Here is a 25,887-nt window from a genome sequence, read left to right as displayed (position 1 = left end):
TGATGCTCCGAAGCCTAGCCGAGCCGCGCTGTCCGCGCGGTTCCGTATCAGTATGCGGGATCGTCTTCAGGTAACGGGTAAGAGGTGTTCAATACCTCTATTTCACTAATCATGGTGGCAGGTAGTGACAGCGGCATGACCCAGTGCCACATTGCCGCCATGACCGCCAATCCAGGCTTCGAGCCTGTCTTCTGCACCATCATTCCGCCTCACGTGCTCGACACTCTGGCCCAGAGTGACGACGCCACGCTCGCAGGTCCCGCTCGGCGCACCCTTGAGCGCGACTCGATCGAGCGCACCCGCCGCCGGCTGACCACGGTCATCGGCGCCCCGGCAGTCTCGCTGCCCAAGGAAGCGGCGCAGGACAAACCGCACCGCACGATCTACGACGCGAAGCACAAGACCGAGCTGCCGGGCCGCAAGGTCCGCGGCGAGGGCGAGCGCCCCGGCAAGGACGCGACCGTCAACCGCGCGTACGCGGGCCTCGGCGCGACCTTCGAGCTGTACCTGAAGACGTACCGGCGCAACTCCATCGACGGCAGCGGTCTGCCGATGAACGCGACGGTCCACTACGGCGAGAAGTACGGGAACGCGTTCTGGAACGGCGAACAGATGGTGTTCGGCGACGGTGACGGCGAGATCTTCCTCGACTTCACCATTCCCGTGGACGTCATCGGCCACGAGTTGACGCACGGGGTCGTGCAGTACACGGCGAACCTCACCTACTTCGGCCAGCCCGGCGCCCTGAACGAGTCGTTCGCCGACGTCTTCGGCTCGCTCATCAAGCAGTACACGCTCGGCCAGACCGCCGCCGACGCCGACTGGCTGATCGGCGCGGGGCTGCTCGCCCCGCGGGTCACGGGCAAGGCGCTGCGCTCCATGAAGGCCCCCGGCACGGCCTACGACGACGACGTGCTCGGCAAGGACCCGCAGCCCGCCGACATGGACCACTACGTCCGCACGGGCCGCGACAACGGCGGCGTGCACATCAACTCCGGCATCCCCAACCACGCCTTCTACCTGCTCGCCGAGGCGCTCGGCGGCAACGCGTGGGAGCGGGCCGGACAGATCTGGTACGCCGTCCTGACCGGCGGCCGGCTGGCGCAGGACGCCTCCTTCGCGGACTTCGCGAAGCTGACGGTGGCCGCGGCGCGCGACAAGTACGGCGAGGGCGAGGAGCACGGAGCCGTCCTGAAGGCGTGGTCCCAGGTCGGGGTGCCCACAAACTGACCTACCCACCGGCCTCCCCATGGAGTAGACAGGATCCATGCGTATCCAGGTGAAGCGCACGGGAGGATTCGCGGGCATCGAGCGGCACGCCGAGATCGACACCTCGGGACTGCCCGATGCCCACGAGTGGCAGGCCCTGGCCGAAGAGGCCGTGGCCGAGGGCCGCAGCACGCCGCCGATAGGGGTGCCGGACGGCTTCAACTACCAGCTCACCGTCGACGGACACACGGTGTACTGCTCGGATCCGCGGCTCACCGATCCGCAGCGGAAGCTGATCACGCGTGTACTGAAGGAGGGCGCTTAGCGGCTGACGGAGGGCGCGTAAAAAAACTTGAGCGGTGTTCACCTTTTCTGAGGCACGCCCATTGACTTCCGTGCGCGCCCGTACGGAAGATCGCGCCCATGGCAGCGAGCGACGCGCGCGAACCACTACCCAAGTTCCCCCGCGGCTTCCTGTGGGGGGTGTCCACATCGGCTCACCAGATCGAGGGGGCCGTCGACGAGCGCGGGCCTTCGGTCTGGGACGCGTTCACCGCGGTGCCCGGCAGGGTGAAGGACGGCACGACGGCCGCCGTCGCCTGCGACCACTACCACCGCTACCGCGAAGACGTCGCGCTCGTCCGGGAGTTGGGGGCGGACGCGTACCGCTTCTCGGTGTCGTGGCCGCGGGTGCTGCCGAGCGGGGCGGGCGAGGTCAGCTCCGCGGGCCTGGACTTCTACGACCGTCTTGTCGACGAGCTGTGCGCGGCGGGGGTGAGCCCCGTCCCCACGCTCTTCCACTGGGACACGCCGCTCGCGCTCGCCGACGAGGGCGGCTGGCTGCGGCGGGACACCGCCGGGCGGTTCGCCGACTACGCGGCCGTGGTCGCCGACCGCATCGGTGACCGCGCCAAGAAGTGGATCACTCTCAACGAACCCGCCGAGCACACTCTCCTCGGTCACGCGCTCGGTCAGCACGCGCCGGGCGAGCAGCTCATGTTCGGCGCCCTTCCGGCGGCGCACCACCAGCTCCTCGCCCACGGCCTGGCCGTACGGGCACTGCGCGCGGCCGGCGTCACGGACATCGGCATCGCCAACTCGCACGGCCCCACCTGGCCGGCGTCGGCCTCGCCCGATGACACTCAGGCCGCGGACTTCTACGACGTCCTGCTCAACCGCCTGTTCGCCGACCCGCTGATTCTGGGCCGGTACCCGGACGTGATCGCGGAGTTGCTGGCGGGCGAAGGCGACGTCGAGGCTGATCTGAAGATCATCGCGGAGCCGGTCGACTGGTACGGGATCAACTTCTACCAACCGACGAAAGTGGGCGCGCCGCTCCCCGCGACGACCGCGCCGACGGAGTTCTCCGGACTCACGCTCCCGCCCGAACTCCCCTTTTCCGTGCGGGAGATCGAGGGCCGGCCGGTGACGGACTTCGGCTGGCCGGTGGTCCCGGAATCGCTCACCGAGCTGCTGACCGGCTTCCGCGACCGTTACGGCGACCGGCTGCCGCCCCTTGTCATCACCGAGAACGGCTGCTCGTACGAGGGGCTCGACGACCAGCGGCGGATCGACTACCTCGACGGGCATGTCCGTGCCGTGCACCGGGCGCTGACGGAAGGCGTGGACGTGCGCGGCTACTTCGTCTGGTCCCTGATGGACAACTTCGAGTGGGCCGAGGGATACCGGCAGCGCTTCGGTCTCGTCCATGTCGACCGCACGACCCTCACGCGCACACCGAAAGCCTCGTACAAGTGGCTGCGCGAGGCGCTGCGGGCGCAACGGGCATGACGGCGACGCCGGTCGACGACGCGCTGAGCGAGCCGGCCGGGCGGGTCGGGCGGAGCTGGACGGCCGCGCTCTCGCTCGCCAACGGGGCGATCTGGGTCGGCTGGTACGGCCCGCTGCAGATCCTCCTCGCGCTGCAGGCGGAGGACCTCGCACCGGCCGGCACGTCGAAGGAGACGGTGCTGGCGTGGGTGACGGGCGTGGGGGCCGTGGTGTCCCTCGCGTCTAACCCGCTCTTCGGCGCGCTCTCGGACCGGACGGTGTCGCGCTTCGGGCGGCGCACGCCGTGGATCGTGGCGGGCACGGCGGGCGGCGCGGCGGCGCTCCTGCTGCTCTCGGCCGCGGGGTCCGTGTGGTGGATGGCGGCGGGCTGGTGCCTGGTCCAGCTCACCCTGAACGCCGCGTTCGCCGCGGTCACGGCTGCCGTGCCGGACCGGGTGCCGCGGCTCCAGCGGGGCGCGGTGGGCGGCTGGCTCGGGGCGGCGCAGATCCTGGGCGTGGTGGTGGGGACGGGACTCGCGACGGCCGCCGGGGGTGTGGGGGCGGGGTATGCCGCGTGCGCGGTGTTCACCCTTGCGGGGGTCCTGCCGTACGTCCTGCGCCACCGGGACCCGCGCCTCGCGCCCCGGGACAGGCCGCCGTTCGCGTGGCGGTCGTTCGCGGGCTCCTTCTGGCTGAGCCCGCGCCGCTACCCGGACCTCGGCTGGGCCTGGCTGACCCGCTTCCTGATCAACCTCAGCAACGCCCTGGTCCTGCTCTATCTCCTCTACTACCTGCGCGACCGCCTGCACTACCCCGACCCCGACGAGGGCGTACTCATCCTCACGGCGGTGAACGGCGTGACGCTCCTCGCGACGGTGGTCGTGGGCGGCGTCTGGTCGGACCGCGTGGGCCGCCGCAAGCCGTTCGTGCTCTGGTCGGGCGTCCTGATGGCGGTGGCCACGGCGCTGCTGTCCGGCTGGCAGACGTGGCCGGGCGCGATCGTCGCGGCGGCGGTGCTCGGCGTGGGCTTCGGCGTCTTCACGTCGGTGGACTTCGCCCTGATGACGGACGTCCTGCCGAAGGCCATGGACCGCGGCAAGGACATGGGCGTCATCAACATCGCCAACTCCCTGCCGCAGGTCGCGGCCCCCGCCCTGGCGGCCCCGCTCGTGACGCACTTGGGCGGCTACCGGGTGCTGTACCTGGTGGCGGCGGGGATCGGGTTGGCGGGGGCGCTCCTGGTGACGCGGATCAGGGGCGTGGAGTAGCGGGAGCGACCACCCCTCAGAAGCCCAGCTTGCGCAACTGCTTGGGGTCGCGCTGCCAGTCCTTGGCGACCTTCACGTGCAGGTCCAGGAAGACGGGCGTACCGAGGAGCGCCTCGATCTGCTGGCGGGACTTGATCCCGACCTCCTTGAGGCGCTTGCCCTTCGGGCCGATGATGATGCCCTTCTGGCTGGGGCGCTCGATGTATACGTTCGCGTGGATGTCGAGCATCGGCTTGTCCGCGGGGCGGTCCTGGCGCGGCAGCATCTCCTCCACCACCACGGCGATGGAGTGCGGCAGCTCGTCCCGTACGCCTTCGAGCGCGGCCTCGCGGATCAGCTCGGCGACCATGACCTGCTCGGGCTCGTCCGTGAGGTCGCCCTCGGGGTAGAGCGGCGGGCTCTTCGGGAGCATCGGGACGATCAGGTCGGCGAGCAGCTGGACCTGCTTGTCGCCGACCGCCGACACCGGCACGATCTGCGCCCACTCGAAGCCGAGCTCCTTGCCGAGCTGGTCGATGGCGATGAGCTGCTCGGCGAGGGTCTTGCTGTCGACGAGGTCGGTCTTCGTCACGACCGCGATCTTCGGCGTCTTCTTGATGCCGGCCAGTTCCTTGGCGATGAACCGGTCGCCGGGGCCGAGCTTCTCGTTCGCGGGCAGACAGAACCCGATGACGTCGACCTCGGCCCACGTCGTGCGCACCACGTCGTTGAGCCGCTCGCCGAGGAGCGTGCGCGGCTTGTGGAGCCCCGGGGTGTCCACCAGGATCAGCTGGGCGTCGTCCCGGTGCACGATGCCGCGCACCGTGTGCCGCGTGGTCTGCGGCTGGTTCGCGGTGATCGCCACCTTCTGGCCGACCAGAGCATTCGTGAGGGTGGACTTGCCCGCGTTGGGGCGGCCCACGAAACAGGCGAAGCCGGCGCGGTGGGGTGCCCCCGACGATTCTGACGGCTCGGATGACTCGGTACGAACGCTCATGGCGCCCATTCTCCCTGATCGCCGGAGGGCCGCAGCACGCCGAGGCACCGATTGGGTATCGGTGAGCCCCCGGAAACTCTCACGCAACACGAAACATGGCGGAAACGCCGGGGTGCCCGTTCCGAAACGCCGGGCGGTGACGCTCTCCCTCTGCCCCCACCTCACTCTGCCCCACCCGGAGGAGAGATTCCCCGTGCTGACCCTGTACTCGTCGGCTCCCCTCACCGCCACCCTGGCCGCAGCCGAGGGCCCCGACACCGGTGACACCGCCTGGCTCCTCGCGGCCACCGCCCTGGTCCTCCTGATGACGCCGGGCCTCGCGCTGTTCTACGGCGGCATGGTCCGCACGAAGAGCGTCCTGAACATGCTGTTGATGTCCTTCGTCTCGATCGCCCTGGTCACGGTGGTGTGGCTGCTCGCCGGCTACTCGCTCGCGTTCGGGGACGACGCGTTCGCGGGCCTGATCGGCGGCTTCGACCACCTCGGCCTGGCGGGCATCGGCCCGCAGACGCTCACCGGGACGGTCCCCACCCTCCTCTTCACCACCTTCCAGCTGACCTTCGCGATCCTCACCACGGCGCTGATCAGCGGCGCGATCGCGGACCGCACGAAGTTCGCGGCGTGGCTGGTCTTCGTGCCGGTGTGGGCGCTGCTCGTATACGTTCCCGTGGCGCACTGGGTCTGGGGCCCGGACGGCTGGATCTCCTCGTCGCTCGGCGCCCTGGACTTCGCGGGCGGCCTGGTCGTGGAGATCGCGTCCGGAGCGTCCGGTCTGGCGCTCGTCCTGGTCATCGGCCCGCGCATCGGCTTCAAGAAGGACGCGATGCGCCCGCACAACCTGCCGATGGTCCTGATGGGCGCGGGCCTGCTCTGGTTCGGCTGGCTCGGCTTCAACGGCGGCTCGGCCCTCGGCGCGAACGGCCTCGCGGCGGCCTCCCTCCTGAACACCCTCCTCGCGGGCTGCACGGGCCTGCTCGGCTGGCTCTTCGTGGAGCAGCGGCGCGACGGTCACCCCACCACCTTCGGCGCGGCGTCGGGCGCGGTGGCGGGCCTGGTCGCCATCACCCCCGCGTGCGGGGTCGTCGGGGTGCTCGGCGCCGCGGTGGTGGGTCTCGCGGCGGGCGTGGTCTGCTCGTACGCGGTGGCGTGGAAGTTCCGCTTCGACTACGACGACTCGCTCGACGTCGTGGGCGTCCACCTGGTCGGCGGCGTCGTCGGCACACTCCTGATCGGCCTGTTCGCGACGGCCACGATGACGGAGGGCGCGGAGGGCCTCTTCTACGGGGGCGGGCTCGCCCAGTTGGGCAAGCAGACGGTGGCGGTCCTTGTCGTGGCGGCGTACACGTTCGCCGTGACGTACGGCATCGGCAAGGCGATCGACAAGCTCATGGGCTTCAGGGCGTCGGCCGAGGACGAGCAGACCGGCCTCGACCAGACGCACCACGCGGAGACCGCCTACGATCACGGCGTCCTGGTCAGCCCGATGAAGGGGAGCAACGCCTCATGAAGCTCATCACCGCGGTCATCAAGCCGTTCCGCCTGGACGAGGTGAAGACCGCGCTCCAGGAGCTGGGCGTCAACGGCCTCACGGTCACCGAGGCGAGCGGGTACGGGCGCCAGCGGGGGCACACCGAGGTGTACCGGGGCGCGGAGTACCAGGTGGACCTGGTCCCGAAGGTCCGCCTGGAGGTCGTCGTCGACGACGCCGACGCGGACCCCGCCATCGACGCGATCGTCCGCTCGGCGGCCACGGGAAAGATCGGCGACGGCAAGGTGTGGGCGGTCCCGGTGGAGACGGTGGTGCGGGTACGGACGGGGGAGCGGGGCCCGGACGCGGTGTAACTGGCGCGGGGGCCTTGTGCGCACCGCCATCACCGGCTCCGCCGAGTTCGTCCTCGATCGCCGGACGGGCTGGATTTCCAGCCCGTCCGGCGATCGAGGACATCTTGTACGGGGCCCGGGGCGGGGTTGGGGAAAGGTCAGTTCGCTTGAACCCGCGCCCGAATCTCCCCATCGGTCCCCGCAAGGAACACCGGCGTCCCGGCCCCGCCAAGGTCCCGCACGGCGGAAAGGTCCTCGGCGGAAAGCGCCTCCTCGGAGGAGACGACCGCCGCCGCCTCAAGCGACTCCGCACCGGAAGCGACAGCCATCGCGACAGCAGTCCTCAGAGCGGAAAGCTTCAGGGAGTCGAGCGAAACCGTCCCGGCGACATACGTACGCCCCGTCTCGTCCCGCACAGCGGCCCCCTCGGCCACCCCGTTCCGCGCCCGCGCCGAACGAGCCAGCGTCACGATCTTCCGGTCCTCAGCGTCAAGCGCAGCACTCTCGGTCATACGCCGAGCATACGGAGCGCAGGCCCCTACCCCGCCACCGGGTACATCGCCCCCCCGTGACGGCGGCCCTGGTGGGCGCGGGCCTGCGCGCCAGGCGCAACGGCTGACGGCTCAGGGCCGGTCGAGCCGAAGCCGCACGGCCTTCGGCAGCCCGGCGACCACCAGGTCGTACGAGTCCTCGACGAGCTCCCGGACCTGCTGGTCCGGGAGCTGTGCGTCGACCGTCACGGTGTTCCAGTGCCGCTTGTTCATGTGCCACCCCGGCACGATCTCGGGGTGCGCGGCCCGCAGCTGGACCGCGAGGTCCGGATCGCACTTGAGGTTGACCGTCAGCGGCCGTGCGTCCAGGAAGCTCAGCGCGAACATCTTGCCCGCGACCTTGAACACCGAGATGTCGGGCCCGAACGGGAACTCCTCCAACGCGTCGTTGAAGGACAGGCAGAACGTGCGCAGCTCCTGCGGGGTCACCCTGATGTCTCCTTCTCCGCGCCCTGCGGAGCGACCGGCTCGACGAGCACCGTCACGATCTTGTTCCGCCGCCCGGCCGCGGACTCCGCGGTGAGCTTCAGTTCGCGGCCGTCCGGCAGCGGCACCAGGGCCGACGCGTCGGCGATCGGCACCCGGCCGAGCGCCTTGGCGAGGAGGCCGCCGACCGTCTCGACGTCCTCGTCGTCGAACTCGTCGAGCCCGAAGAGCTCGCCGAGATCGCCGATGTCGAGGCGCGCGGTGACGCGGTAACAGCCGGCGTCCAGCTCCTCGACGGGCGGCAGTTCACGGTCGTACTCGTCGGTGATCTCGCCGACGATCTCCTCGAGGATGTCCTCGATGGTGACGATGCCGGCCGTGCCGCCGTACTCGTCGATGACGACGGCGACGTGGTTGCGCTGCTGCTGCATCTCGCGCAGCAGGTCGCCCGCGTTCTTCGTGTCGGGCACGAACGTCGCCGGGCGCATCGCCGTCGAGACGAGGTCCGACTCGCTGTCGCGGTTGATGTGCGTCTTGCGGGCCAGGTCCTTGAGATAGACCATGCCGACGACGTCGTCCTCGCTCTCGCCCGTCACCGGGATGCGCGAGAAACCGGAGCGGAGGGCGAGGGTGAGCGCCTGCCGGATCGTCTTGAAGCGCTCGATGGCGACCAAGTCCGTCCGGGGCACCATGACTTCGCGCACGAGGGTGTCGCCGAGCTCGAAGACGGAGTGCACCATGCGGCGCTCCTCGTCCTCGATGAGGGATTCCTTCTCGGCGAGGTCGACCATCGCGCGCAGCTCGGCCTCGGAGGCGAACGGGCCGCGCCGGAAGCCCTTGCCGGGCGTGAGGGCGTTGCCGATGAGGATCAGGAGCGGCGGGATGGGGCCCATGATGCGGGCCAGCGGCAGCAGGACGTACGCGGCGGCGGTCGCGGTGTTCAGCGGGTGCTGGCGGCCGATGGTGCGGGGCGAGACCCCCACCGCGACGTACGACACGAGGACCATCACCGCGATGGCGACGGCCAGCGCCTCCCAGGTCTCCGGGAACTCGTTCAGGCAGGCGTAGGTCACCAGGGACGCGGCGGCCATCTCGCACGCGACGCGGACGAGCAGCGCCACGTTCAGATACCGGGTGGGGTCGGCGGCGACCTGCGCGAGCTTGGCGCTGCCGCGCCGCCCGGAGCGGGCCGCCTCCTCCGCCCGGAAGCTGGAGACGCGGGCGAGGCCCGCCTCGGCGCAGGCGGCGAGCCAGGCGACGACGACCAGGGCGACGGCGCCCGCGATCAGCTGGAAACTCATGGCCGCCTACGAGACGGTGGGCGCCGGAGACGGCCCGGTCAGGCCGTTCTCGGCACGCCAGCCGTCGACGATGGCCGCCTGGAGGCCGAACATCTCGGCCTTCTCGTCCGGCTCCTCGTGGTCGTACCCGAGCAGGTGGAGGACGCCGTGGACGGTGAGCAGCTGCAGCTCCTCGTCCATGGAGTGCTCCGTGGGCGCTTCCTTGCCCTGCCTGAGTGCGACCTCGGGGCAGAGCACGATGTCGCCGAGAAGGCCCTGCGGGGGCTCCTCCTCGTCCTTGGCGGGCGGACGCAGCTCGTCCATCGGGAACGACATGACGTCCGTCGGTCCCGGCAGGTCCATCCACTGGATGTGGAGCTGCTCCATGGCGTCGGCGTCCACGACGATCACCGAGAGCTCGGAGAGCGGGTGGATGCGCATCCGCGCGAGGGCGTGGCGGGCGATGTCGAGGATCGCCTGCTCGTCGACCTCGGTTCCGGATTCGTTGTTGACGTCGATCGACATGGTGCGGCTTCCGCTACTTCCCGTTTTTCTGGTTCTGCTGGCTGTCGTCGTACTTCTCGTACGCGTCGACGATACGGCCGACCAGCTTGTGCCGTACGACATCGTGGGACGTGAGCCGGGAGAAGTGCACGTCGTCGATGCCGTCCAGGATGTCCTGGACCTGGCGCAGGCCCGACTTGGTGCCGTTCGGCAGGTCGACCTGGGTGACGTCGCCCGTGATCACGATCTTCGACTCGAAGCCGAGGCGGGTGAGGAACATCTTCATCTGCTCGACGCTGGTGTTCTGCGCCTCGTCCAGGATGATGAACGCGTCGTTGAGCGTACGGCCGCGCATGTACGCCAGCGGGGCGACCTCGATCGTGCCCGCCGCCATCAGGCGCGGGATCGAGTCGGGGTCGAGCATGTCGTGCAGCGCGTCGTACAGCGGCCGGAGATACGGGTCGATCTTTTCGTAGAGCGTGCCGGGCAGGAAGCCGAGCCGCTCGCCGGCCTCGACGGCGGGGCGGGTCAGGATGATGCGGTTGACCTGCTTGGCCTGGAGCGCCTGCACGGCCTTGGCCATGGCGAGGTACGTCTTGCCGGTGCCCGCGGGGCCGATGCCGAAGACGACGGTGTTCTTGTCGATGGCGTCGACGTAGCGCTTCTGGTTGAGCGTCTTGGGGCGGATCGTGCGGCCCCGGGACGAGAGGATGTTCTGCGTGAGGACCTCGGCCGGGGTCTCCCGGCCCTCGCCCTCGCCTGCCTCGTCCGCCCTCAGCATGGCGATCGAGCGTTCCACTGCGTCCTCCGTCATCGGCTGACCGGTGCGGAGCACCAGCATCATCTCGTCGAAAAGCCGCTGGATGAGAGCCACTTCACGGGCGTCTCCGACAGCGCTGATCTCATTGCCCCGGACATGGATGTCGGCCGCCGGGAAGGCCTTCTCGATCACGCGCAACAGGGCGTCTCCGGAACCGAGCACCGTCACCATCGGGTGGTTCGCCGGAACGGTGAAGTGTGCTCGCGACTGGCCCTCGGCAGGGGTACGAGCTGTGGGTGTCTGAGTCATGGGCCGGCACTATGGCCTGCTCATCCTCCTCATGCGGGGCTTGGTGGCCGCTCGACAGCCTTGCACTGCCAAGGGTACGACGCCCCACTGTCACCGCCGTAGGGCTTTTCCACTCCGGTCACGCACGGCTTACGGTCCCCTACGCCGATCTGAACCCGATCGTGGGCACGGCCCGCCGTAGCGGCCACGGACGCGTGGCTTCCGGCAGCAGGCTCTCCAGGAAGCCGTACCGCCGCAGCGCCACCGGGTCCTGGTCGTCGACCTCCCGCACGGTCCGCCACCAGGTGGCGACCTCGGCCCAGCCCGGCGCCGACAGGGACCCGCCGAACTCCTGCACCGAGAGCGCCGCCGTCAGGCCCGCGAAGGCGAGCCGGTCGGCGAGGGGCCAGCCGGCGAGGGTGCCGGTCACGAAGCCCGCCACGAAGACATCACCGGCCCCCGTGGGATCGAGCGCCTCGACCGCGATGGCCGGAACCTCGGCGGTCTCGCCGGTCCGCCCGTCCACCGCGTACGCACCGTCCGCGCCCAGGGTCACCACCGCGAGCGGCACGTACTCGGTCAGCGCACGGGCGGCGGCCCTGGGGCATTGCGTACGGGTGTACCGCATGGCTTCCTCGGCGTTCGGCAGGAACGCCTCGCAATGCTCCAGGTCCGCGAGCCCCGCCAGATCCCAGCGCCCGGTGTCGTCCCATCCGACGTCGGCGAAGATCCGCGTGCCCGAGCGCGCGGCCCGGGCGATCCACGGGGCGCGGGTGCCCGGCGTCAGGGAGGCGACGGCGGCACGCGCGCGTGGCGGGCACTCCGGAGCGCCGCCGTCCGGGGAATCGGCGTCCGGGGGCGGTTCGTGCCCGTGGCTGACCATGGTCCGCTCGCCCTCGTACGCCATCGAGACGGTCACCGGGGAGTGCCAGCCGGGCACGGTGCGTGATGTCGTGAGGTCGATGCCCTCGCCCTGTTCGAGCGCGTCCCAGCAGTACTCCCCGTAGTGGTCGTCCCCGAAGGCGGCCGCGAGCGAGGTGTGCAGCCCGAGCCGGGCGAGGGCCGTCGCCATGTTGGCCACGCCGCCCGGACTCGACCCCATCCCGCGCGCCCAGGACTCGGTCCCGCGCACGGGCGCGGAATCGAGCCCGGTGAAGATGATGTCGAGGAACACCGTGCCGGTGAGAAAGACGTCACAGGGCGGATCGCCTGCTCTGCGGGCTGCCTTGAGCGGGTCGATGCTGGGTTTGAGAGGTACGACCATGCAGGCAACGTAACGGAAGAAGCCCGGACGGGCTTATCAGCCCGTCCGGCGTTTGAGGACGAACCCGGCGAAGCCGGTGATACAGGGGAAGGGGCGGGGCCGGGGAAAATGAAGAGGCCCCGCCCCCACCGGTTAGCCCCCGAGCTCCGCCTCCACGAGATCGGCGGCCCGGGCGGTACCGCCCTCGCCCCGCACCTCGGCCTTGAGCCGGGCCGCCCGCAGCGCGACGTCGGGATCAGCCGTCAGCCGGAGAAGAGCAGCCCGCAGCGCACCGGCAGTCGCGTCAGCCGTGTCAATGCGCCGGGCAACCCCCAACTCGACCAAGCGGTCGGCGTTGAGCGGCTGCTCGGCCCCCTGCGGGACGGCGATCATCGGCACCCCGCAGTACAGCCCCTCGCTGCTGCTCCCCATCCCCGCGTGGGTGACGAACGCGTCGGCCTGCTCCAGGATCGCCAACTGCGGCACCCACGAACGTACTTCCACGTTCTGCGGCACCTCCCCGAGCTCCGCGGGATCCACGTGCTTGCCGATCTGGAGCACCACGTGCCACCCCGCGAGTCCGCCGAAGGCACTCACGCACTGGCGGTAGAACCCGGGCTGCTGGGTGTAGGCGGAGCCGAGCGAAACCAGCAGCACCTTCTCCGCGCCCTCCGGCCGCCGCCACTCCCCCTGTGCCGACCGGTCCCCGAAGCAGGGCCCGACGAAATCGACGCGCTTCGGGTCGACCCGGTCGGCGTTGAGCTGCATGGCGCGCGGGATCGTCGCGACGGCGCGGTCGGGCGTCCCCGAGAAGGCGGCGACATCCAGGGTCGTGGCCCCGCATTCCGAGAGCCACTCCCCGAACCGGGCCTCCAGGTCGGCGGCCCCCGGCAGCTGCCGGAGCTGCGCACCGACCTCCTCCTGATAGCCGTCCCAGGAGACGAAGGTGGGCGACAGCTGCATGAACGGCCGCTGCTGCCCCTCGGCGAGCGCGCGGGCCACGTACGCGCCGATGTCGTACAGATACAGGTCGGCGGGGTCCTCGTCGTAGAACGAGCGCAGTCGCGGAAGTACCGACATCGCGTCGTCCAGGAAGAGGCCGCTCGCGGCGATCGGGTCCTCGGGCCAGACGTTGTCCTTGAACGGCAACTTTGATGTGCACGGGACGAGTTCGGCCCCGGTGGGCTCGATGAGGCCGCGGGTCGCCGGGTCGTTCGCGTACGTCACCCGGTGGCCGCGCGCCACCAGCTCACGGATGATCTCCAAAGAGGGCAGCACATGGCTGACCATCGGGACACCGACCATGGCGATGTGGGCACGGCGACGGGAGGTTCGACGATGCATGGATGGGCTTCCTTCACGTGATTCGACTGCTACGGATCAGGACACGGCGGCCCGGCGCCACAACCGCTGCTCGGCGGGGGCGCTCGGGCCTATGAGGGCCGTGTCAGCCGTAGAGCTGAACGCAGGAATCCATGGGGCGGACCATATCTCCGCCCATCGCGATCAGTCGAACGAATATTCCGCGACCTCGGCGAGATACCGCGCCCGCAGCTCCTCGTCCCGCGCGCTCCCGTCGAGGAAGGACGCCTCGAACGAGTTGCGCGCCAGCTCCCGCAACCGCTCCCGGTCGAGCCCGAGGGCTTCCCGTACGGCGTGAAAGGTGTCGTCGACGTACCCGCCGAAGTACGCGGGGTCGTCGGAGTTGACCGTGCACAGCAGACCGGCGTCCATCATCCGCGCGAGGGGATGCTCTTCGAGTACGTCGACGGCGCGCAGCCGGACGTTGGACAGCGGGCACAGCGTGAGCGGCACCCGCTCGCTCACCAGACGCTCCACCAGCTGCGCGTCCTCCATGCAGCGCAGTCCGTGGTCGATGCGCTCGACACCGAGGACGTCGAGGGCCTCCGTGATGTACGCGGGCGGCCCCTCCTCGCCCGCGTGCGCGACCCGGCGCAGGCCGAGCGCGGCAGCGGCTTCGTAGACCTCGCGGAACTTGGCGGGCGGGTGGCCGACCTCGGCCGAGTCGAGTCCGATGCCGATGATCCGGTCCAGGTACGGCTTCGCGGCCTCCAACGTCTCCAGGGCCGACTCGGCGGACTGGTCCCGCAGGAAGCACATGATGAGCCGGGTCGAGATCCCGTGCCGCTCCTCGCTGCGGTCCAGGGCGCGGCCGAGCCCTTCGATGACGGTGCCGATGCCGACGCCGCGCACCATGTGGGCCTGCGGGTCGAAGAAGATCTCGGCGTGCCGCACGCCCTGTTCGGCGGCGCGCGCCAGATAGGCGTCGGCGAGCTCCTCGAAGTCCTCCTCGGTGAGCAGAACGGCCATCAGTCCGTAGTACAGGTCAAGGAAGGACTGGAGGTCGTCGAAGAGATAGGCCTTGCGCAGCGCTTCGGTGTCCTCGTACGGCAGGGTGATGCCGTTGCGGGCGGCGAGGGCGAAGGCCAGCTCGGGTTCGAGCGTCCCCTCGATGTGGAGGTGGAGTTCGGCTTTGGGGAGGGGCATTGCGGCGGCTCATTCAGGTGGTTCGTTTGGGCAGAGGTACACGCAACAGGTCTTGTGCGACGGTGAGTTCACCGTCGAATCCCGCTTCCCGGGCCTGCTGCTCGAATACGCCGGGGTCGGGGTAGCGCTGGCTGAAGTGGGTCAGCACGAGATGCCGGACGCCGGATTCCATGGCGACGCGGGCGGCTTGGCCCACGGTCAAGTGGCCGTGGTCGAGGGCAAGTTGCTCGTCTTCATTCAGGAAGGTGGACTCGATGACGAGCATGTCGCAGCCCTCGGCGAGGGCGTGGACGCCGTCGCACAGCCGGGTGTCCATCACAAAGGCGAACCGCTGTCCGCGCCGCACCGTGCTGACCTCGTCGAGCGTGACGCCCCGCACCTCGCCCTCGCGCTGGAGGCGCCCCACGTCGGGCCCCGCGATGCCGCGCGCGGCGAGCAGCCGAGGGAGTATGCGGCGGCCGTCGGGTTCGGTGATGCGGTAGCCGAAGGACTCGACGGGGTGGGACAGCTTGACGGCGTCGAGGGCGAAGGCGGGCGTGTCGGCCAGCCTTGTGCTGTCCGCGACCGGTTCCACGACGAGCTGGACGGTCTCGCGATAGGCGGTCGCGTACCGCAGCCGGTCGAAGAAATGCTGCCCGGAGCGCGGGAAGTGCACGGTCACGTCGTGCGGGACACGGTCCAGGTTGATCCGCTGGATGACGCCGGGCAGCCCCAGCGAGTGGTCGCCGTGGAAGTGCGTGACACAGATCCGGTGCAGGTCGTGAGCGGCGACCCCGGCACGCAGCATCTGGCGCTGCGTGCCCTCGCCGGGGTCGAAAAGGATGCCCTGCCCGTCCCAGAGCAGGACGTACCCGTTGTGGTTGCGGTGCCGGGTCGGTACCTGGCTGGCGGTGCCGAGGACGACGAGTTCACGTACGGACAAGGTGAGTTATCCCGCTGTCCCGTTATCCCGGAGGCCACTGCAGGCCGCGTCCGCCGAGGACGTGGGCGTGCGCGTGGAAGACGGTCTGGCCGGCGCCGGTGCCGGTGTTGAAGACGATGCGGTAGCTCTCCGCCTTCTCCTCGGCGGCGACCTCGCCGGCTTCCCGGAGGACGTCGGCCGCGACGGCGGGTTCGGCGGCGGCGAGGCCGGCCGCGTCCGGGTAGTGCACCTTGGGGATGACCAGGATGTGGGTGGGGGCCTGCGGGTTGATGTCCCGGAAGGCCACGGTCGTCTCCGTCTCCCTGACGACGGTGGCGGGCACATCGCCCGCGACGATCTTGCAGAACAGGCAGTCTGCCTGCGGTTCTCCCGCCATGCGGCGCCTCCGGTCCTCGCGGTGTGTCTTGTCCCCGCATGCTATCCGGGCTGCGCCCTTGCCAAGCCCCTCCCCTGTGGCCCGGGGTCCCCGGTGCCCCTGGATTCCCGGACAGGCCTTTCCCGCCCACCCGCCCACCCGCCCGGTTGCCCCGCGTCGCCCATCGACTCCCTCAGGCCCCCGGCAGCCCCGGCGCCGATTTCGGTGGGGTGGTTTCCAGGGCGGACAGGGCCAGGCGGACCGCCTCGTCCAGTTGGGGGTCTCGGCCCGACGCGTAGTCCTCCGGGGTCGTCACCACCTCCACGTCCGGGTCCACCCCGTAGTTCTCGACCCCCCACCCGTATCCCTCGAGCCAGAACGCGTACTTCGGCTGCGTCACCAGCGTCCCGTCCACCAGGCGGTACCGGCTGTCTATGCCGATCACGCCGCCCCACGTGCGCGTCCCCACGACGGGCCCGATGCCAAGGGCCTTGATCGCCGCGTTCACGATGTCCCCGTCCGAACCGGAGAACTCGTTGGCGACGGCGACGACGGGTCCCCGGGGCGCGTCCGACGGATAGCTGAACGGCTGTGCGCCCCGCGGCAGGTCCCAGCCCACGATCTTGCGGGCCAGCTTCTCCACCACCAGCTGCGACGTGTGCCCGCCGCGGTTCTCGCGGACGTCCACCACGAGACCGTCCCGCGCCACCTCCACCCGCAGGTCCCGGTGGATCTGCGCCCAGCCGGGCGCCTGCATGTCCGGCACGTGCAGATATCCGAGCCGCCCCCCGGACCGCTCGTGGACGTACGCGCGCCGGTCCGCGACCCAGGCGTGGTAGCGCAGCGGCTCCTCGTCGTCGACGGGGATCACCACGGCGTGCCGGGGGTCGCCGCCGCCCGCCGGCGACACCGTGAGCTCCACCGGCTTCCCCGCCGTGCCGACGAGGAGCGGACCGGGACCCGTCACCGGATCGACCGGCCGGCCCGCGACCGCCAGCAACGCGTCCCCGGCACGGACGGCCACCCCCGGCGCGGCGAGCGGTGAGCGGGCGGACGGGTCCGACGTCTCGGAGGGGAGGATGCGGTCGATCCGCCACGCCCCGTCCTCGCCCCGCGAGAGATCCGCGCCGAGCAGCCCCTGCCGCACCGCCGGGCTCCCCCAGGACCCGCCCCCCATGACGTACGCGTGCGAGGTGCCGAGCTCACCCGCGACCTCCCACAGCAGGTCCACGAGATCGCCGTGCGTGGCCACGCGGTCGAGGACGGGACGGTAGCGGTCGAGGACGCCGTCCCAGTCGACCCCGCCCAGGTCGGGCCGCCAGAAGTTGTCCCGCATCAGCCGCCCGGCCTCGTCGTACATCTGGCGCCATTCGGCGGCCGGATCGACGGTCTGCCTGACCCGTGTGAGGTCGACGCTGATGTTCGAGTCGGAGCCCTCCTCGCCGGAGGCACGCCGGTCGCTCGGCACGACCTTCAGCTTGCCGTCGGCCCACAGCAGCACCCGCTTGCCGTCACCGCTGACGGAGAAGTGGTCGGCGTCGGAGGCCAGTTCATCGATGTGCTGCTGCACGAGGTCGTACCGTTCGAGCTCGGTCCGCGGATCGGGGTCCGAGGGGGTGGCCCTGGACGCACCGAGGACGCCCCGCACGGGGTGCCGCAGCCACAGGACGCCGTCCTTGGCGGCCCGCAGGGTGGAGTAGCGGGCGGCCTCGACCGGGAACGGCACGATGCGGTCGGCGAGCCCGTCGAGGTCGATGCGGGTGACGGGCGACCCCTCGCTGTCCGGGGTCTCGTCCTTGTCGGGCGTCTCGAAGGGCCGCCCGTGCCGCTGCGGCCCGAAGGGCGAGGGCGTGGTGGCGGCCAGCGTGATGAGGTAGGGGCGCGATCCGCCGACGAAGGCGAGATCGAAGACGTGCTCGTCGTAGACGGGGTCGAAGGCCCGGGCCGACAGGAACGCCAGGTGCTTGCCGTCGAGGGTGAACGCGGGCGCGTAATCGCGGAAGCGCAGCGGCGTCGCCTCGGACACCGAGAGGTCGGCCGTGTTCGCCAGCTTCAGCTGCCGCAGCGGGCGCGGCCCCGGATGCGACCACGCGAGCCAGGCCGAGTCGGGCGAGAAGACGAGCCCTGTGGCGTCCCCGTGCTCCCCGCGGTCGACCTCACGCACCTCCCCGCTCTCGCGCTCCACGAGCAGCACCCGCCCGTCGTGCGAGGCGACGGCGGCCCTGCTGCCGTCGGGCGCCATGGCGAGTCCGAGCACCCGGCCCAGCTGCCCGGCGGCGATCCTGCGCGGCGTGGCGCCCGGCGCGAGCCCGGTGGCGGGCGCGAACTGGAGCGCGTCGTCGCCCTCCGCGTCCGTCACCCAGACGACGTGTTCCTCGCCGTCGACCCGGAAGGTCCGCGGCAGCCGTGCGCGCACCCCGTGCTCGACGGCGAGCGCACGGGCGGGCCCCTCGCGATGGGTCACCCAGTGCACGCCGCCGCGCACGGAGACGGCGCTGCCGCGCCCCGTGTGGTCGGGGGCGGCGGCACCGAACCAGCGCGCCGCGCTCACCGGGAACGGCTGGAGGTCGGTGCGCTGGCCGCCGAGGCGCACGTCGACGCGGCGCGGCTCGGCGGTGTCCGACAGGTCGTCGAGGAGCAGGAGTTCGCCCGCGGACGCGTACACGGCGCGGGTGCCGTCGGTGGCGGCGTGGCGGGCGTAGAAGCCGTCGATGCCGGTATGCCTGCGCAGGTCGGAGCCGTCGGGCAGGGAGGAGTAGAGGGCGCCGACGCCTTCGTGATCGGAGAGGAAGGCGATGCGCTCGCCCACCCACAGCGGGTACTCGATGTTCCCGTCGAGCTCTTCGTGGACCCGTACGAAGCGGTCCTCACCGCCCGCACTGCCCGCGCCGCCGGTACCGCCGCGCCGGATCCAGAGTTTGCCCGCCGTGCCGCCGCGGTAGCGCTTCCACCAGGCGGCCTCGCGGCCCATCGGCGCGGTGAGCAGCAGGGCCTGGCCCTCCCCGGGGCCGTGGGCGACGTCGCCCACGACGCCGTACGGCAGGGTTTCCGCGGGCCCGCCGTCCAGCGGGACGGCCCGCGCCCAGCTGCGGCGCAGCGAGGCCTGGCCGTACGCACTGACCGCGAGGACCTGTCCGTCCGGGGTCCAGCCCCGCACCGCCGTACGCGTGTTCCCCCAGTATGTGAGCCGCTTGGAGGGGCCGCCGTCGACCGGCGCGACGTGCACCTCGGGGGCGCCGTCGCGGGTGGACGTCCAGGCCACGGTCGTGCCGTCCGGGGAGATGCGGGGGTGGTTCACGGGCATGTTGTCGGCGCTGACGCGCCATGCCCGGCCGCCGTCGAGGGGCGCGACCCAGACGTCGTCCTCAGCGGTGAAGGCGACCAACTCGCCGCGCAGATGCGGATACCGGAGATACGCAGAGTGTCCAGTCAGTGTCACCAAGCCAGCCTAAGCAGCCGCGGCGGAGCCGGAGAGCGTTTTGGATCACTTGCCCGCGCACGCGGTCAAGTCGCCGGTGTTCACTTGCCCTTGAAGCAGGAGCACGTGGGATCCGGTGTGCCGGGGACGGTCACCGTGACGGTCGCGGCGGGCGGCTGGTCCGGCTCGTCGGGTGTGTCGCCGCTGTGGTCGTCGCCGTCGTCCCAGCCGCCGTCGTCGGTGGGTTCGTCGCCGCCGGAGCAGTCGCCGAGCACCTCTACCTGGAACCACTCCTTGCCGTCGACCTTGGCGGTCAGGCTGCCGCGGACGCAGTGTCCGTCGACGACGGACCAGACCGTGCCCTTGACGGTGATGTTGCTGGTGTCGTCGGACCCCTTCCGGGCCTGTCCCTGGCAGTCCACGGTGACGTCGGCCTTCTGCTCCGGATCACCGCTGGAGGGTGTGACCTTGTCCTTGAAGCGGGCCGTGCAGCTGATCCACAGCACGTCGAGGTTCTGCCGCTCCAGCTCCTTCGTGGCCATCTCGTCGGTGGTGATCGCGACGGCAGCGGTGTTCGTCGACCCGTCGACCGGGTCGCACGCGGCGACGCCGATCACCGCCGCCCCCGCGAACCCGACGGCGTACAGCACCCGCCGACGCCGTCCGCTGACGTCCGCCGCACGATCACGTATGCGCCTCAATGCCCCCATAGGCGGCAGAGTGCCACTGCGAGCCGCCTGACGATAGTCCCCTTTGCGTCCACTCCGGACGGCTTCGGCCACCGGCGGACGCGGGGCTCCGGGGACATTCCGGGGACATGACGTGCCGGACGCCCGCCCCGCCCGCGGCCGCCCCGGGCGGGAAACCACCGCCGAACCCGGCACCTCGCCGTCGACGACCTGCGGCAGCTCCAACGCCGCCACGACAACACCGGAGGAGGTCCGGGCGAACGGCCGGCCAGTGGACGTGACCGGCAGAGGGCGACGGGAGGACGACCGGAACACGACGGGAAGTGGCTCAACCTCTACGAGCCGGGGTCCGTCCGACCGCTCTTCGCCGGCGCCCTCAGCCGCGCAGCAGCAGCCACTCCTGCAACTCCACCACGTTGCCTTCCGGGTCCCTGAGGTGGGCGACGCGCATGCGTTCCGTCAGCGGTGCGGGGCCGTGGACGACGGCTCCGCCGCGCTCGGTGATCTGTGCGCAGTACGCGTCGAGGTCGTCGACGCGCAGCACCACCAGCGAGCGGTGTCCGGTCGCGGGCTCCTCCAGCTCGTCGAGGAACCCGGCCATCATCGAGCGGTCCTGGAGCGCGATCCCCGCGGAGCCGGTCGCCGGGCTGAATTTCTCGTACGGTCCGTCCGTCGCCCCCGACTGCGGCCTGAGGCCCAGGGTTTCGGCGTAGAAGCGGTAGCAGGCCCCGAAGTCCGATACGAGCAGGCGCACTTGGGCGAGTTCCACGGCATCCCCTTTGTCCGGAGCGGGAGTTCAGGACCAGCGGCCGGTGCGCCCGAGCAGCAGGGCGGCCGCCGCCGTCCCCGCGGTCGACGTACGCAACACGCTACGCCCCAGGCGGTACGGCTTCGCGCCCGCGTCGGCGAACGCGGCGAGCTCGTCCGGGGAGACGCCGCCCTCGGGGCCGACCACCAGGACGATGTGCCCGGCCGCCGGGAGATCGGCCGTGGCCAGCGGCTCGCTGCCCTCCTCGTGCAGGACCGCGGCGAAGTCGGCCCCGGCGAGCAGCGCCGCCACCTGCTTGGTCGAGGCGGCCTCCGCGACGTCGGGGAAGCGCACCCGGCGGGACTGCTTGCCCGCCTCGCGCGCCGTCGCGCGCCACTTGCCGAGCGCCTTGAGGCCGCGCTCGCCCTTCCACTGCGTGATGCAGCGTGCCGCGGACCAGGGCACGATCGCGTCGACGCCGGTCTCGGTCATGGTCTCGACGGCGAGTTCGCCGCGGTCGCCCTTGGGCAGCGCCTGTACGACGGTGATCCGGGGCTCCTGCGGCGCCTCGTCCCGTACGGAGTCCATCCGCAGGATCAGCCGGTCCTTGCCCTCGGTGTCCGTCACCACGCAGTCGGCCCAGCGCCCGGCCCCGTCGGTCAGGACGACGTCCTCACCGGCGTGCAGCCGCTTCACGGAGACGGCGTGCCGCCCTTCGGGACCGTCGAGTACGAACCGTCCGCCGTCGCCCGCGCCGGCGTTCTCGAAGGTCTCCACGACGAAGACCGGCGCGGTCATGCCTGACCGCCGGAGCGCGTTCCCTGCTCCCCGGCGGGCGCCGACGCGGCCTGCGCCTCGGCCAGTTCGGCCGCGAGCACCTCCACCAGCTGCCCGGCCGCGAGATCACGCGACATGCGGTGTCCCTGTCCCGCCCACAGCGCCATGCCCTGCGCGTCACCGGCCTTGGCGGCGGCCTTGCGCAGGCCGCTGGTCAGGTGGTGGACCTGGGGGTAGGCGGCGGGGGCGTACGGACCGTGCTCGCGCATGAAGCGGTTGACCAGGCCGCGTGCGGGGCGGCCGGAGAAGGCACGGGTCAGCTCGGTCCTGGTGAACAGCGGGTTGGTCATGGCCTGCTTGTGCAGGGCGTTCGCGCCCGACTCGGGGCAGACCAGGAAGGCGGTGCCGAGCTGCGCGGCGTCGGCGCCGGCGGCGAGCACCGCGGCGATCTGCGAGCCGCGCATCAGACCGCCGGCCGCGACGACCGGGATCTGCACGGTCTCGCGGACCTGCGCGATGAGCGAGAGGAGGCCGAGCCCGGCGCCGTCCGTCTCGGGGTTGTCGCGGTGCGTGCCCTGGTGGCCGCCCGCCTCGATGCCCTGGACGCACACGGCGTCGGCGCCGGACCACTGGGCCGTCTGCGCCTCTTCGGGCGTGGTGACGGTGACGACGGTGATGGTGCCGACGCGCGCGAAGGCGTCGAAGACGTCGCGGGTGGGGCAGCCGAAGGTGAACGACACCAGCGGCACCGGGTCTTCCACGAGGATCGCGAGCTTGGCGTCGTAGCCGTCGTCGCGCCCGCTGTCCGGGTCTCCGAGCTGCGTCTCGTACCAGGCGGCCTCACCGGCGAGCTGGTTGCGGTAGACGTCGACGGCGGCGGCGTCGGCGTACTCGGGCTGCGGCATGAAGAGGTTCACGCCGAACGGCCTGCTCGTGAGCCCGCGCAGCTGTTTGATCTCCTGGTACATCCCGTCGGCCGTTTTGTACCCGGCGGCGAGGAAACCGAGCCCTCCGGCCTCGCAGACGGCCGCGGCGAGCTGGGGGCACGAAGCGCCGCCCGCCATGGGGGCCTGCACGATCGGAAGGCGGCAGAGATCGGTCAGTGCGGAGGACATGAACGCATCGTGCCATGCCTTTTGTGGGCAACCGAATCGCGCCCCGAAGGGGCGCGGGGCTGTGACATATGCGGCTCCGCCGCGGGGCGCGAGCAACCACGGACGTCCCGCGGCCGAAGACAACAAAGCACCCCCGGCGGCGGGTATCCGCTACCGGGGGCACAAAGAGAAGCCGCTCAAGGCGCTACCGCCCGTTGAACGCGTCCTTGAGGCGCGAGAACAGACCCTGCTGCCCCGGCTGGAACTGCCCCGTGGGCCGCTCCTCGCCGCGCAGCTGCGCAAGCTCCCGCAGGACCCGCTCCTGCTCCGCGTCCAGCTTGGTCGGCGTGAGGACCTCGACGTGCACGATGAGGTCACCCCGTCCGCCGCCCCGCAGATGCGTGATGCCGCGGCCGTGCAGAGGCACCGACTGACCGGACTGCGTGCCCGGCCGGATGTCGACCTCCTCCAGGCCGTCCAGCGTCTCCAACGGCACCTTCGTGCCGAGAGCCGCCGCGGTCATCGGAATGGTGACCGTGCAGTGCAGATCGTCCCCGCGCCGCTGGAACACGGCGTGCGGCAGCTCGTGGATCTCCACGTACAGGTCACCGGCGGGGCCGCCGCCGGGGCCGACCTCGCCCTCGCCCGCGAGCTGGATCCGGGTGCCGTTGTCTACACCGGCGGGGATCTTCACGGTGAGCGTCCGCCGCGACCGGATGCGGCCGTCACCGGCGCACTCCGGGCACGGGGTGGGCACGACCGTGCCGAAGCCCTGACACTGCGGGCAGGGACGGGAGGTCATGACCTGGCCGAGGAAGGACCGCGTGACCTGCGACACCTCACCGCGACCGCGGCACATGTCACACGTCTGGGCGGACGTCCCCGGCGCGGCGCCTTCACCGCTGCAGGTCGTACAGACGACCGCCGTGTCGACCTGTATGTCCTTGGTGGTCCCGAAGGCCGCCTCGTCCAGGTCGATCTCGAGCCGGATCATGGCGTCCTGGCCACGGCGCGTGCGCGACCGGGGGCCGCGCTGCGACGCCGTCCCGAAGAACGCGTCCATGATGTCCGAGAAGTTGCCGAAGCCACCGGCTCCGAAACCGCCCGCGCCACCGCCGCCGCCCGCCTGGGAAAGCGGGTCGCCGCCGAGGTCGTAGACCTGCTTCTTCTGCGGGTCCGACAACACCTCGTACGCGGCGTTGATCTCCTTGAAGCGCTCCTGAGTCTTCGGATCCGGATTCACGTCCGGGTGAAGCTCTCGCGCAAGCCTCCGGAAGGCCTTCTTGATTTCGTCCTGGGAAGCGTCGCGGCGCACGCCTAGTACGGCGTAGTAGTCCGTGGCCACTTACGACTCCGCCAGGATCTGTCCGACGTAACGTGCCACTGCGCGTACTGCTCCCATCGTTCCCGGATAGTCCATGCGGGTCGGGCCGACCACGCCGAGTTTGGCTACTGCCTCGCTGCCCGAACCGTAGCCGACGGAGACCACTGACGTAGAGCTGAGTCCCTCATGGGCGTTCTCATGACCGATCCGTACGGTCATGCCCGAATCGGTGGCCTCGCCAAGCAACTTGAGCAGGACGACCTGCTCCTCGAGGGCCTCGAGGACGGGCCTGATGGTGAGGGGAAAATCATGTCCGAAGCGGGTGAGATTGGCCGTTCCGCCGATCATCAGCCGCTCTTCGGTCTCTTCGACGAGGGTTTCGAGGAGCGTGGAGAGCACTGTCGCCACCGTGCCCCTGTCCTCCGCGTCGAAGGACTCCGTCATGTCCTGCACCAGCTGCGGCACGTCCGCGAAGCGGCGGCCCGCGACCCTGCTGTTGAGCCGCGCCCGCAGATCGGCGAGCGAGGTCTCGCCGAAGGGGGCGGGGCAGTCGATCATGCGCTGCTCGACCCGGCCGGTGTCCGTGATCAGGACGAGCATCAGGCGGGCGGGAGCCAGCGAGAGCAGCTCCACGTGCCGCACCGTCGAGCGCGTGAGCGACGGGTACTGCACGACCGCGACCTGCCTGGTCAGCTGCGCGAGCAGCCGCACCGTGCGCGCCACGACGTCGTCGAGGTCGACGGCGCCGTCGAGGAAGTTCTGGATGGCCCTGCGCTCCGGCGCCGCCATCGGCTTGACGCCCGCGAGCTTGTCGACGAAGAGGCGGTACCCCTTGTCGGTCGGGATGCGCCCCGCACTCGTGTGAGGCTGGGCGATGAACCCTTCCTCCTCCAGTGCCGCCATGTCGTTGCGGACGGTGGCCGGTGAGACCCCGAGGCTGTGCCGCTCGGTGAGCGCCTTGGAGCCGACGGGCTCCTCGGTGCCGACATAGTCGTGGACGATGGCACGCAGCACCTCGAGCCTGCGTTCACTGAGCATCCGCGCACACCTCCACCATTTTGCCCTGAAACCTGCCTGCCTTGCGGCTCTGCCTGGCACTCCCCACCGGCGAGTGCCAGCCTGCGCCGCGCCCAGTGTACGGCCGTGAGGTACGGACCCGGCAAGGGCAGCGGCTGCCGGGCGCCCGCCGTGGGGCTAGCGTCGGCGTATGGACGTGGCACTGGCTTGGGACGAGGCGGGCTGGGAGCGGCTCGCGCCGCATGTGGGGCGGCGGCGCCTCCCTGTCTGGGACTGCACGGCGGGACTTGTCGTCGGCGGGGACGCGGCGCTGATGATCGAGGCGGGGGCGACCCTGCGCGAGGGCGCGGAGCTGCGCACCCAGGCCCGCGGCATTCTCGGCGGAGGGCGCCGGGTCACGCACCTCGCCCTGACGCACCCGCACTTCGACCACGTGCTCGGCGCGGCGGCGTTCGCGGGCGTGGAGGTGTACGGCGCGGTCGGCCTCGACAGGCTCCTCGCGGAGGGCCGCGAGGAGCTGCGCGCGTCGGCGGTAGGGCACGGGGTCGCTCCGGACGCCGCCGCGGAGGCCGCCGACCTGCTCGTCCGCCCGCGTCATGCGGTGTGCGGGGAGTGGACGCTCGACCTGGGCGGCGGGGTGCAGGTCCTGCTCGCGAACGTCGGCCCCGGCCATACGGCCCACGACCTCGCGGTCCTGGTCCCGGCGGGCCCCGACAGCCCGGAGATCGTCTTCTGCGGCGACCTGGTCGAGGAGTCGGGCGAGCCGCAGGCGGGCGACGACGCGGTACCGGAGCGGTGGCCGGCGGCGCTCGACCGGCTCCTCGATCTGGGCGGGCAGGACGCGCTGTACGTGCCGGGGCACGGCGCGGTGGTCGATGCGGCTTTTGTCCGTGCGCAACGCGCCACACTGGCGGCGCGCTTCGGCGTGTCGTAACCCTG

25 protein-coding genes are annotated in these 25,887 nt (G+C 71.1%); 7 read left to right on the top strand and 18 right to left on the bottom strand.

Features of this window, described 5'->3' with window-relative positions; genetic code table 11:
• Positions 1-159: 159 nt before the first annotated feature.
• The 4 genes from IE226_RS09115 to IE226_RS09100 all read left to right on the top strand — a co-directional run bounded on the left by IE226_RS09115 (position 160) and on the right by IE226_RS09100 (position 4,247).
• Entirely contained in the window at positions 160-1,230 is a 1,071-nt protein-coding gene (locus IE226_RS09115; protein WP_190080508.1) for a M4 family metallopeptidase, read from the top strand.
• A 37-nt stretch (positions 1,231-1,267) separates the two neighbouring features.
• Complete coding sequence (locus IE226_RS09110; protein WP_190080507.1) at positions 1,268-1,534, top strand: protealysin inhibitor emfourin; 267 nt, start codon at positions 1,268-1,270, stop codon at positions 1,532-1,534.
• A 98-nt stretch (positions 1,535-1,632) separates the two neighbouring features.
• The gene (locus IE226_RS09105; protein ID WP_190080506.1) at positions 1,633-3,000 is read left to right on the top strand and encodes a GH1 family beta-glucosidase; all 1,368 of its coding nucleotides are present in this window, start codon (positions 1,633-1,635) and stop codon (positions 2,998-3,000) included.
• Complete coding sequence (locus tag IE226_RS09100; RefSeq protein ID WP_190080505.1) at positions 2,997-4,247, top strand: MFS transporter; 1,251 nt, start codon at positions 2,997-2,999, stop codon at positions 4,245-4,247. The genes IE226_RS09105 and IE226_RS09100 overlap by 4 nt, the downstream gene beginning before the upstream one ends.
• A gap of 16 nt (positions 4,248-4,263) precedes the next feature.
• On the opposite strand, the gene era is transcribed toward IE226_RS09100, so the two are convergent.
• Positions 4,264-5,232, bottom strand: coding sequence for a GTPase Era (gene era / locus IE226_RS09095; RefSeq protein WP_190080504.1), 969 nt, complete (start codon positions 5,230-5,232; stop codon positions 4,264-4,266).
• A gap of 187 nt (positions 5,233-5,419) precedes the next feature.
• On the opposite strand from era, the gene IE226_RS09090 reads away from it, so the two are divergent.
• Positions 5,420-6,730: an ammonium transporter gene (locus IE226_RS09090; protein WP_190080577.1), complete on the top strand. Its 1,311-nt coding sequence runs from the start codon at positions 5,420-5,422 to the stop codon at positions 6,728-6,730.
• Positions 6,727-7,065, top strand: coding sequence for a P-II family nitrogen regulator (locus IE226_RS09085; RefSeq protein ID WP_190080503.1), 339 nt, complete (start codon positions 6,727-6,729; stop codon positions 7,063-7,065). Before IE226_RS09090 ends, IE226_RS09085 begins: the two co-directional genes overlap by 4 nt.
• A 137-nt stretch (positions 7,066-7,202) precedes the next feature.
• Here the strand turns inward: IE226_RS09085 and IE226_RS09080 are convergent, their stop codons facing one another.
• From IE226_RS09080 to hrcA, 17 genes are all read right to left on the bottom strand, one after another.
• Positions 7,203-7,556, bottom strand: a complete 354-nt coding sequence (locus tag IE226_RS09080) for a cytidine deaminase-like protein (RefSeq protein WP_190080502.1) — start codon at positions 7,554-7,556, stop codon at positions 7,203-7,205.
• Positions 7,557-7,667: 111 nt separating this feature from the next.
• Entirely contained in the window at positions 7,668-8,024 is a 357-nt protein-coding gene (locus tag IE226_RS09075; RefSeq protein ID WP_190080501.1) for an MmcQ/YjbR family DNA-binding protein, read from the bottom strand.
• Complete coding sequence (locus IE226_RS09070) at positions 8,021-9,322, bottom strand: hemolysin family protein (RefSeq protein ID WP_190080500.1); 1,302 nt, start codon at positions 9,320-9,322, stop codon at positions 8,021-8,023. The genes IE226_RS09075 and IE226_RS09070 overlap by 4 nt, the downstream gene beginning before the upstream one ends.
• 6 nt (positions 9,323-9,328) lie before the next feature.
• Positions 9,329-9,826 carry an rRNA maturation RNase YbeY gene (gene ybeY, locus IE226_RS09065; protein WP_190080499.1) on the bottom strand — a complete coding sequence of 166 codons (498 nt, stop codon included), beginning with the start codon at positions 9,824-9,826 and terminating at the stop codon, positions 9,329-9,331.
• A gap of 13 nt (positions 9,827-9,839) precedes the next feature.
• Entirely contained in the window at positions 9,840-10,874 is a 1,035-nt protein-coding gene (locus tag IE226_RS09060; protein WP_190080498.1) for a PhoH family protein, read from the bottom strand.
• Between the two features lie 139 nt (positions 10,875-11,013).
• Positions 11,014-12,117, bottom strand: a complete 1,104-nt coding sequence (locus IE226_RS09055) for a carbohydrate kinase family protein (protein ID WP_190080497.1) — start codon at positions 12,115-12,117, stop codon at positions 11,014-11,016.
• 132 nt (positions 12,118-12,249) lie between these two features.
• Positions 12,250-13,440, bottom strand: a complete 1,191-nt coding sequence (locus tag IE226_RS09050) for a macrolide family glycosyltransferase (RefSeq protein WP_229870655.1) — start codon at positions 13,438-13,440, stop codon at positions 12,250-12,252.
• A 162-nt stretch (positions 13,441-13,602) separates the two neighbouring features.
• Positions 13,603-14,604: an adenosine deaminase gene (locus tag IE226_RS09045; protein ID WP_190080496.1), complete on the bottom strand. Its 1,002-nt coding sequence runs from the start codon at positions 14,602-14,604 to the stop codon at positions 13,603-13,605.
• 13 nt (positions 14,605-14,617) lie between these two features.
• Entirely contained in the window at positions 14,618-15,526 is a 909-nt protein-coding gene (locus IE226_RS09040) for a ribonuclease Z (RefSeq protein WP_190080495.1), read from the bottom strand.
• Positions 15,527-15,548: 22 nt separating this feature from the next.
• Entirely contained in the window at positions 15,549-15,902 is a 354-nt protein-coding gene (locus IE226_RS09035; protein WP_190080494.1) for a histidine triad nucleotide-binding protein, read from the bottom strand.
• 172 nt (positions 15,903-16,074) lie between these two features.
• Positions 16,075-19,314: a S41 family peptidase gene (locus IE226_RS09030; protein ID WP_190080575.1), complete on the bottom strand. Its 3,240-nt coding sequence runs from the start codon at positions 19,312-19,314 to the stop codon at positions 16,075-16,077.
• A gap of 86 nt (positions 19,315-19,400) precedes the next feature.
• Positions 19,401-20,009: a hypothetical protein gene (locus tag IE226_RS09025; protein WP_229870654.1), complete on the bottom strand. Its 609-nt coding sequence runs from the start codon at positions 20,007-20,009 to the stop codon at positions 19,401-19,403.
• A 355-nt stretch (positions 20,010-20,364) separates the two neighbouring features.
• Positions 20,365-20,757 (bottom strand): VOC family protein, encoded by a 393-nt coding sequence (locus IE226_RS09020; RefSeq protein WP_190080493.1) that lies wholly within the window; start codon positions 20,755-20,757, stop codon positions 20,365-20,367.
• A gap of 27 nt (positions 20,758-20,784) precedes the next feature.
• Positions 20,785-21,534 carry a 16S rRNA (uracil(1498)-N(3))-methyltransferase gene (locus tag IE226_RS09015; protein ID WP_190080492.1) on the bottom strand — a complete coding sequence of 250 codons (750 nt, stop codon included), beginning with the start codon at positions 21,532-21,534 and terminating at the stop codon, positions 20,785-20,787.
• Positions 21,531-22,628, bottom strand: a complete 1,098-nt coding sequence (locus IE226_RS09010; protein WP_190080491.1) for a nitronate monooxygenase — start codon at positions 22,626-22,628, stop codon at positions 21,531-21,533. Before IE226_RS09010 ends, IE226_RS09015 begins: the two co-directional genes overlap by 4 nt.
• A 184-nt stretch (positions 22,629-22,812) precedes the next feature.
• Positions 22,813-23,952, bottom strand: coding sequence for a molecular chaperone DnaJ (gene dnaJ, locus IE226_RS09005; protein WP_190080490.1), 1,140 nt, complete (start codon positions 23,950-23,952; stop codon positions 22,813-22,815).
• The gene (gene hrcA / locus IE226_RS09000; protein WP_190080489.1) at positions 23,953-24,969 is read right to left on the bottom strand and encodes a heat-inducible transcriptional repressor HrcA; all 1,017 of its coding nucleotides are present in this window, start codon (positions 24,967-24,969) and stop codon (positions 23,953-23,955) included.
• Between the two features lie 169 nt (positions 24,970-25,138).
• Between hrcA and IE226_RS08995 the strand changes: the two genes are divergently transcribed.
• The gene (locus IE226_RS08995) at positions 25,139-25,882 is read left to right on the top strand and encodes an MBL fold metallo-hydrolase (RefSeq protein ID WP_190080488.1); all 744 of its coding nucleotides are present in this window, start codon (positions 25,139-25,141) and stop codon (positions 25,880-25,882) included.
• Positions 25,883-25,887 lie beyond the last annotated feature (5 nt).

The sequence above is a fragment of the Streptomyces longisporoflavus genome (assembly GCF_014649775.1).
GTDB classification, from domain to species: domain Bacteria; phylum Actinomycetota; class Actinomycetes; order Streptomycetales; family Streptomycetaceae; genus Streptomyces; species Streptomyces longisporoflavus.
Note: the sequence above shows the minus strand (reverse complement) of the source record. Positions and strands in the feature narration are given on the sequence as shown.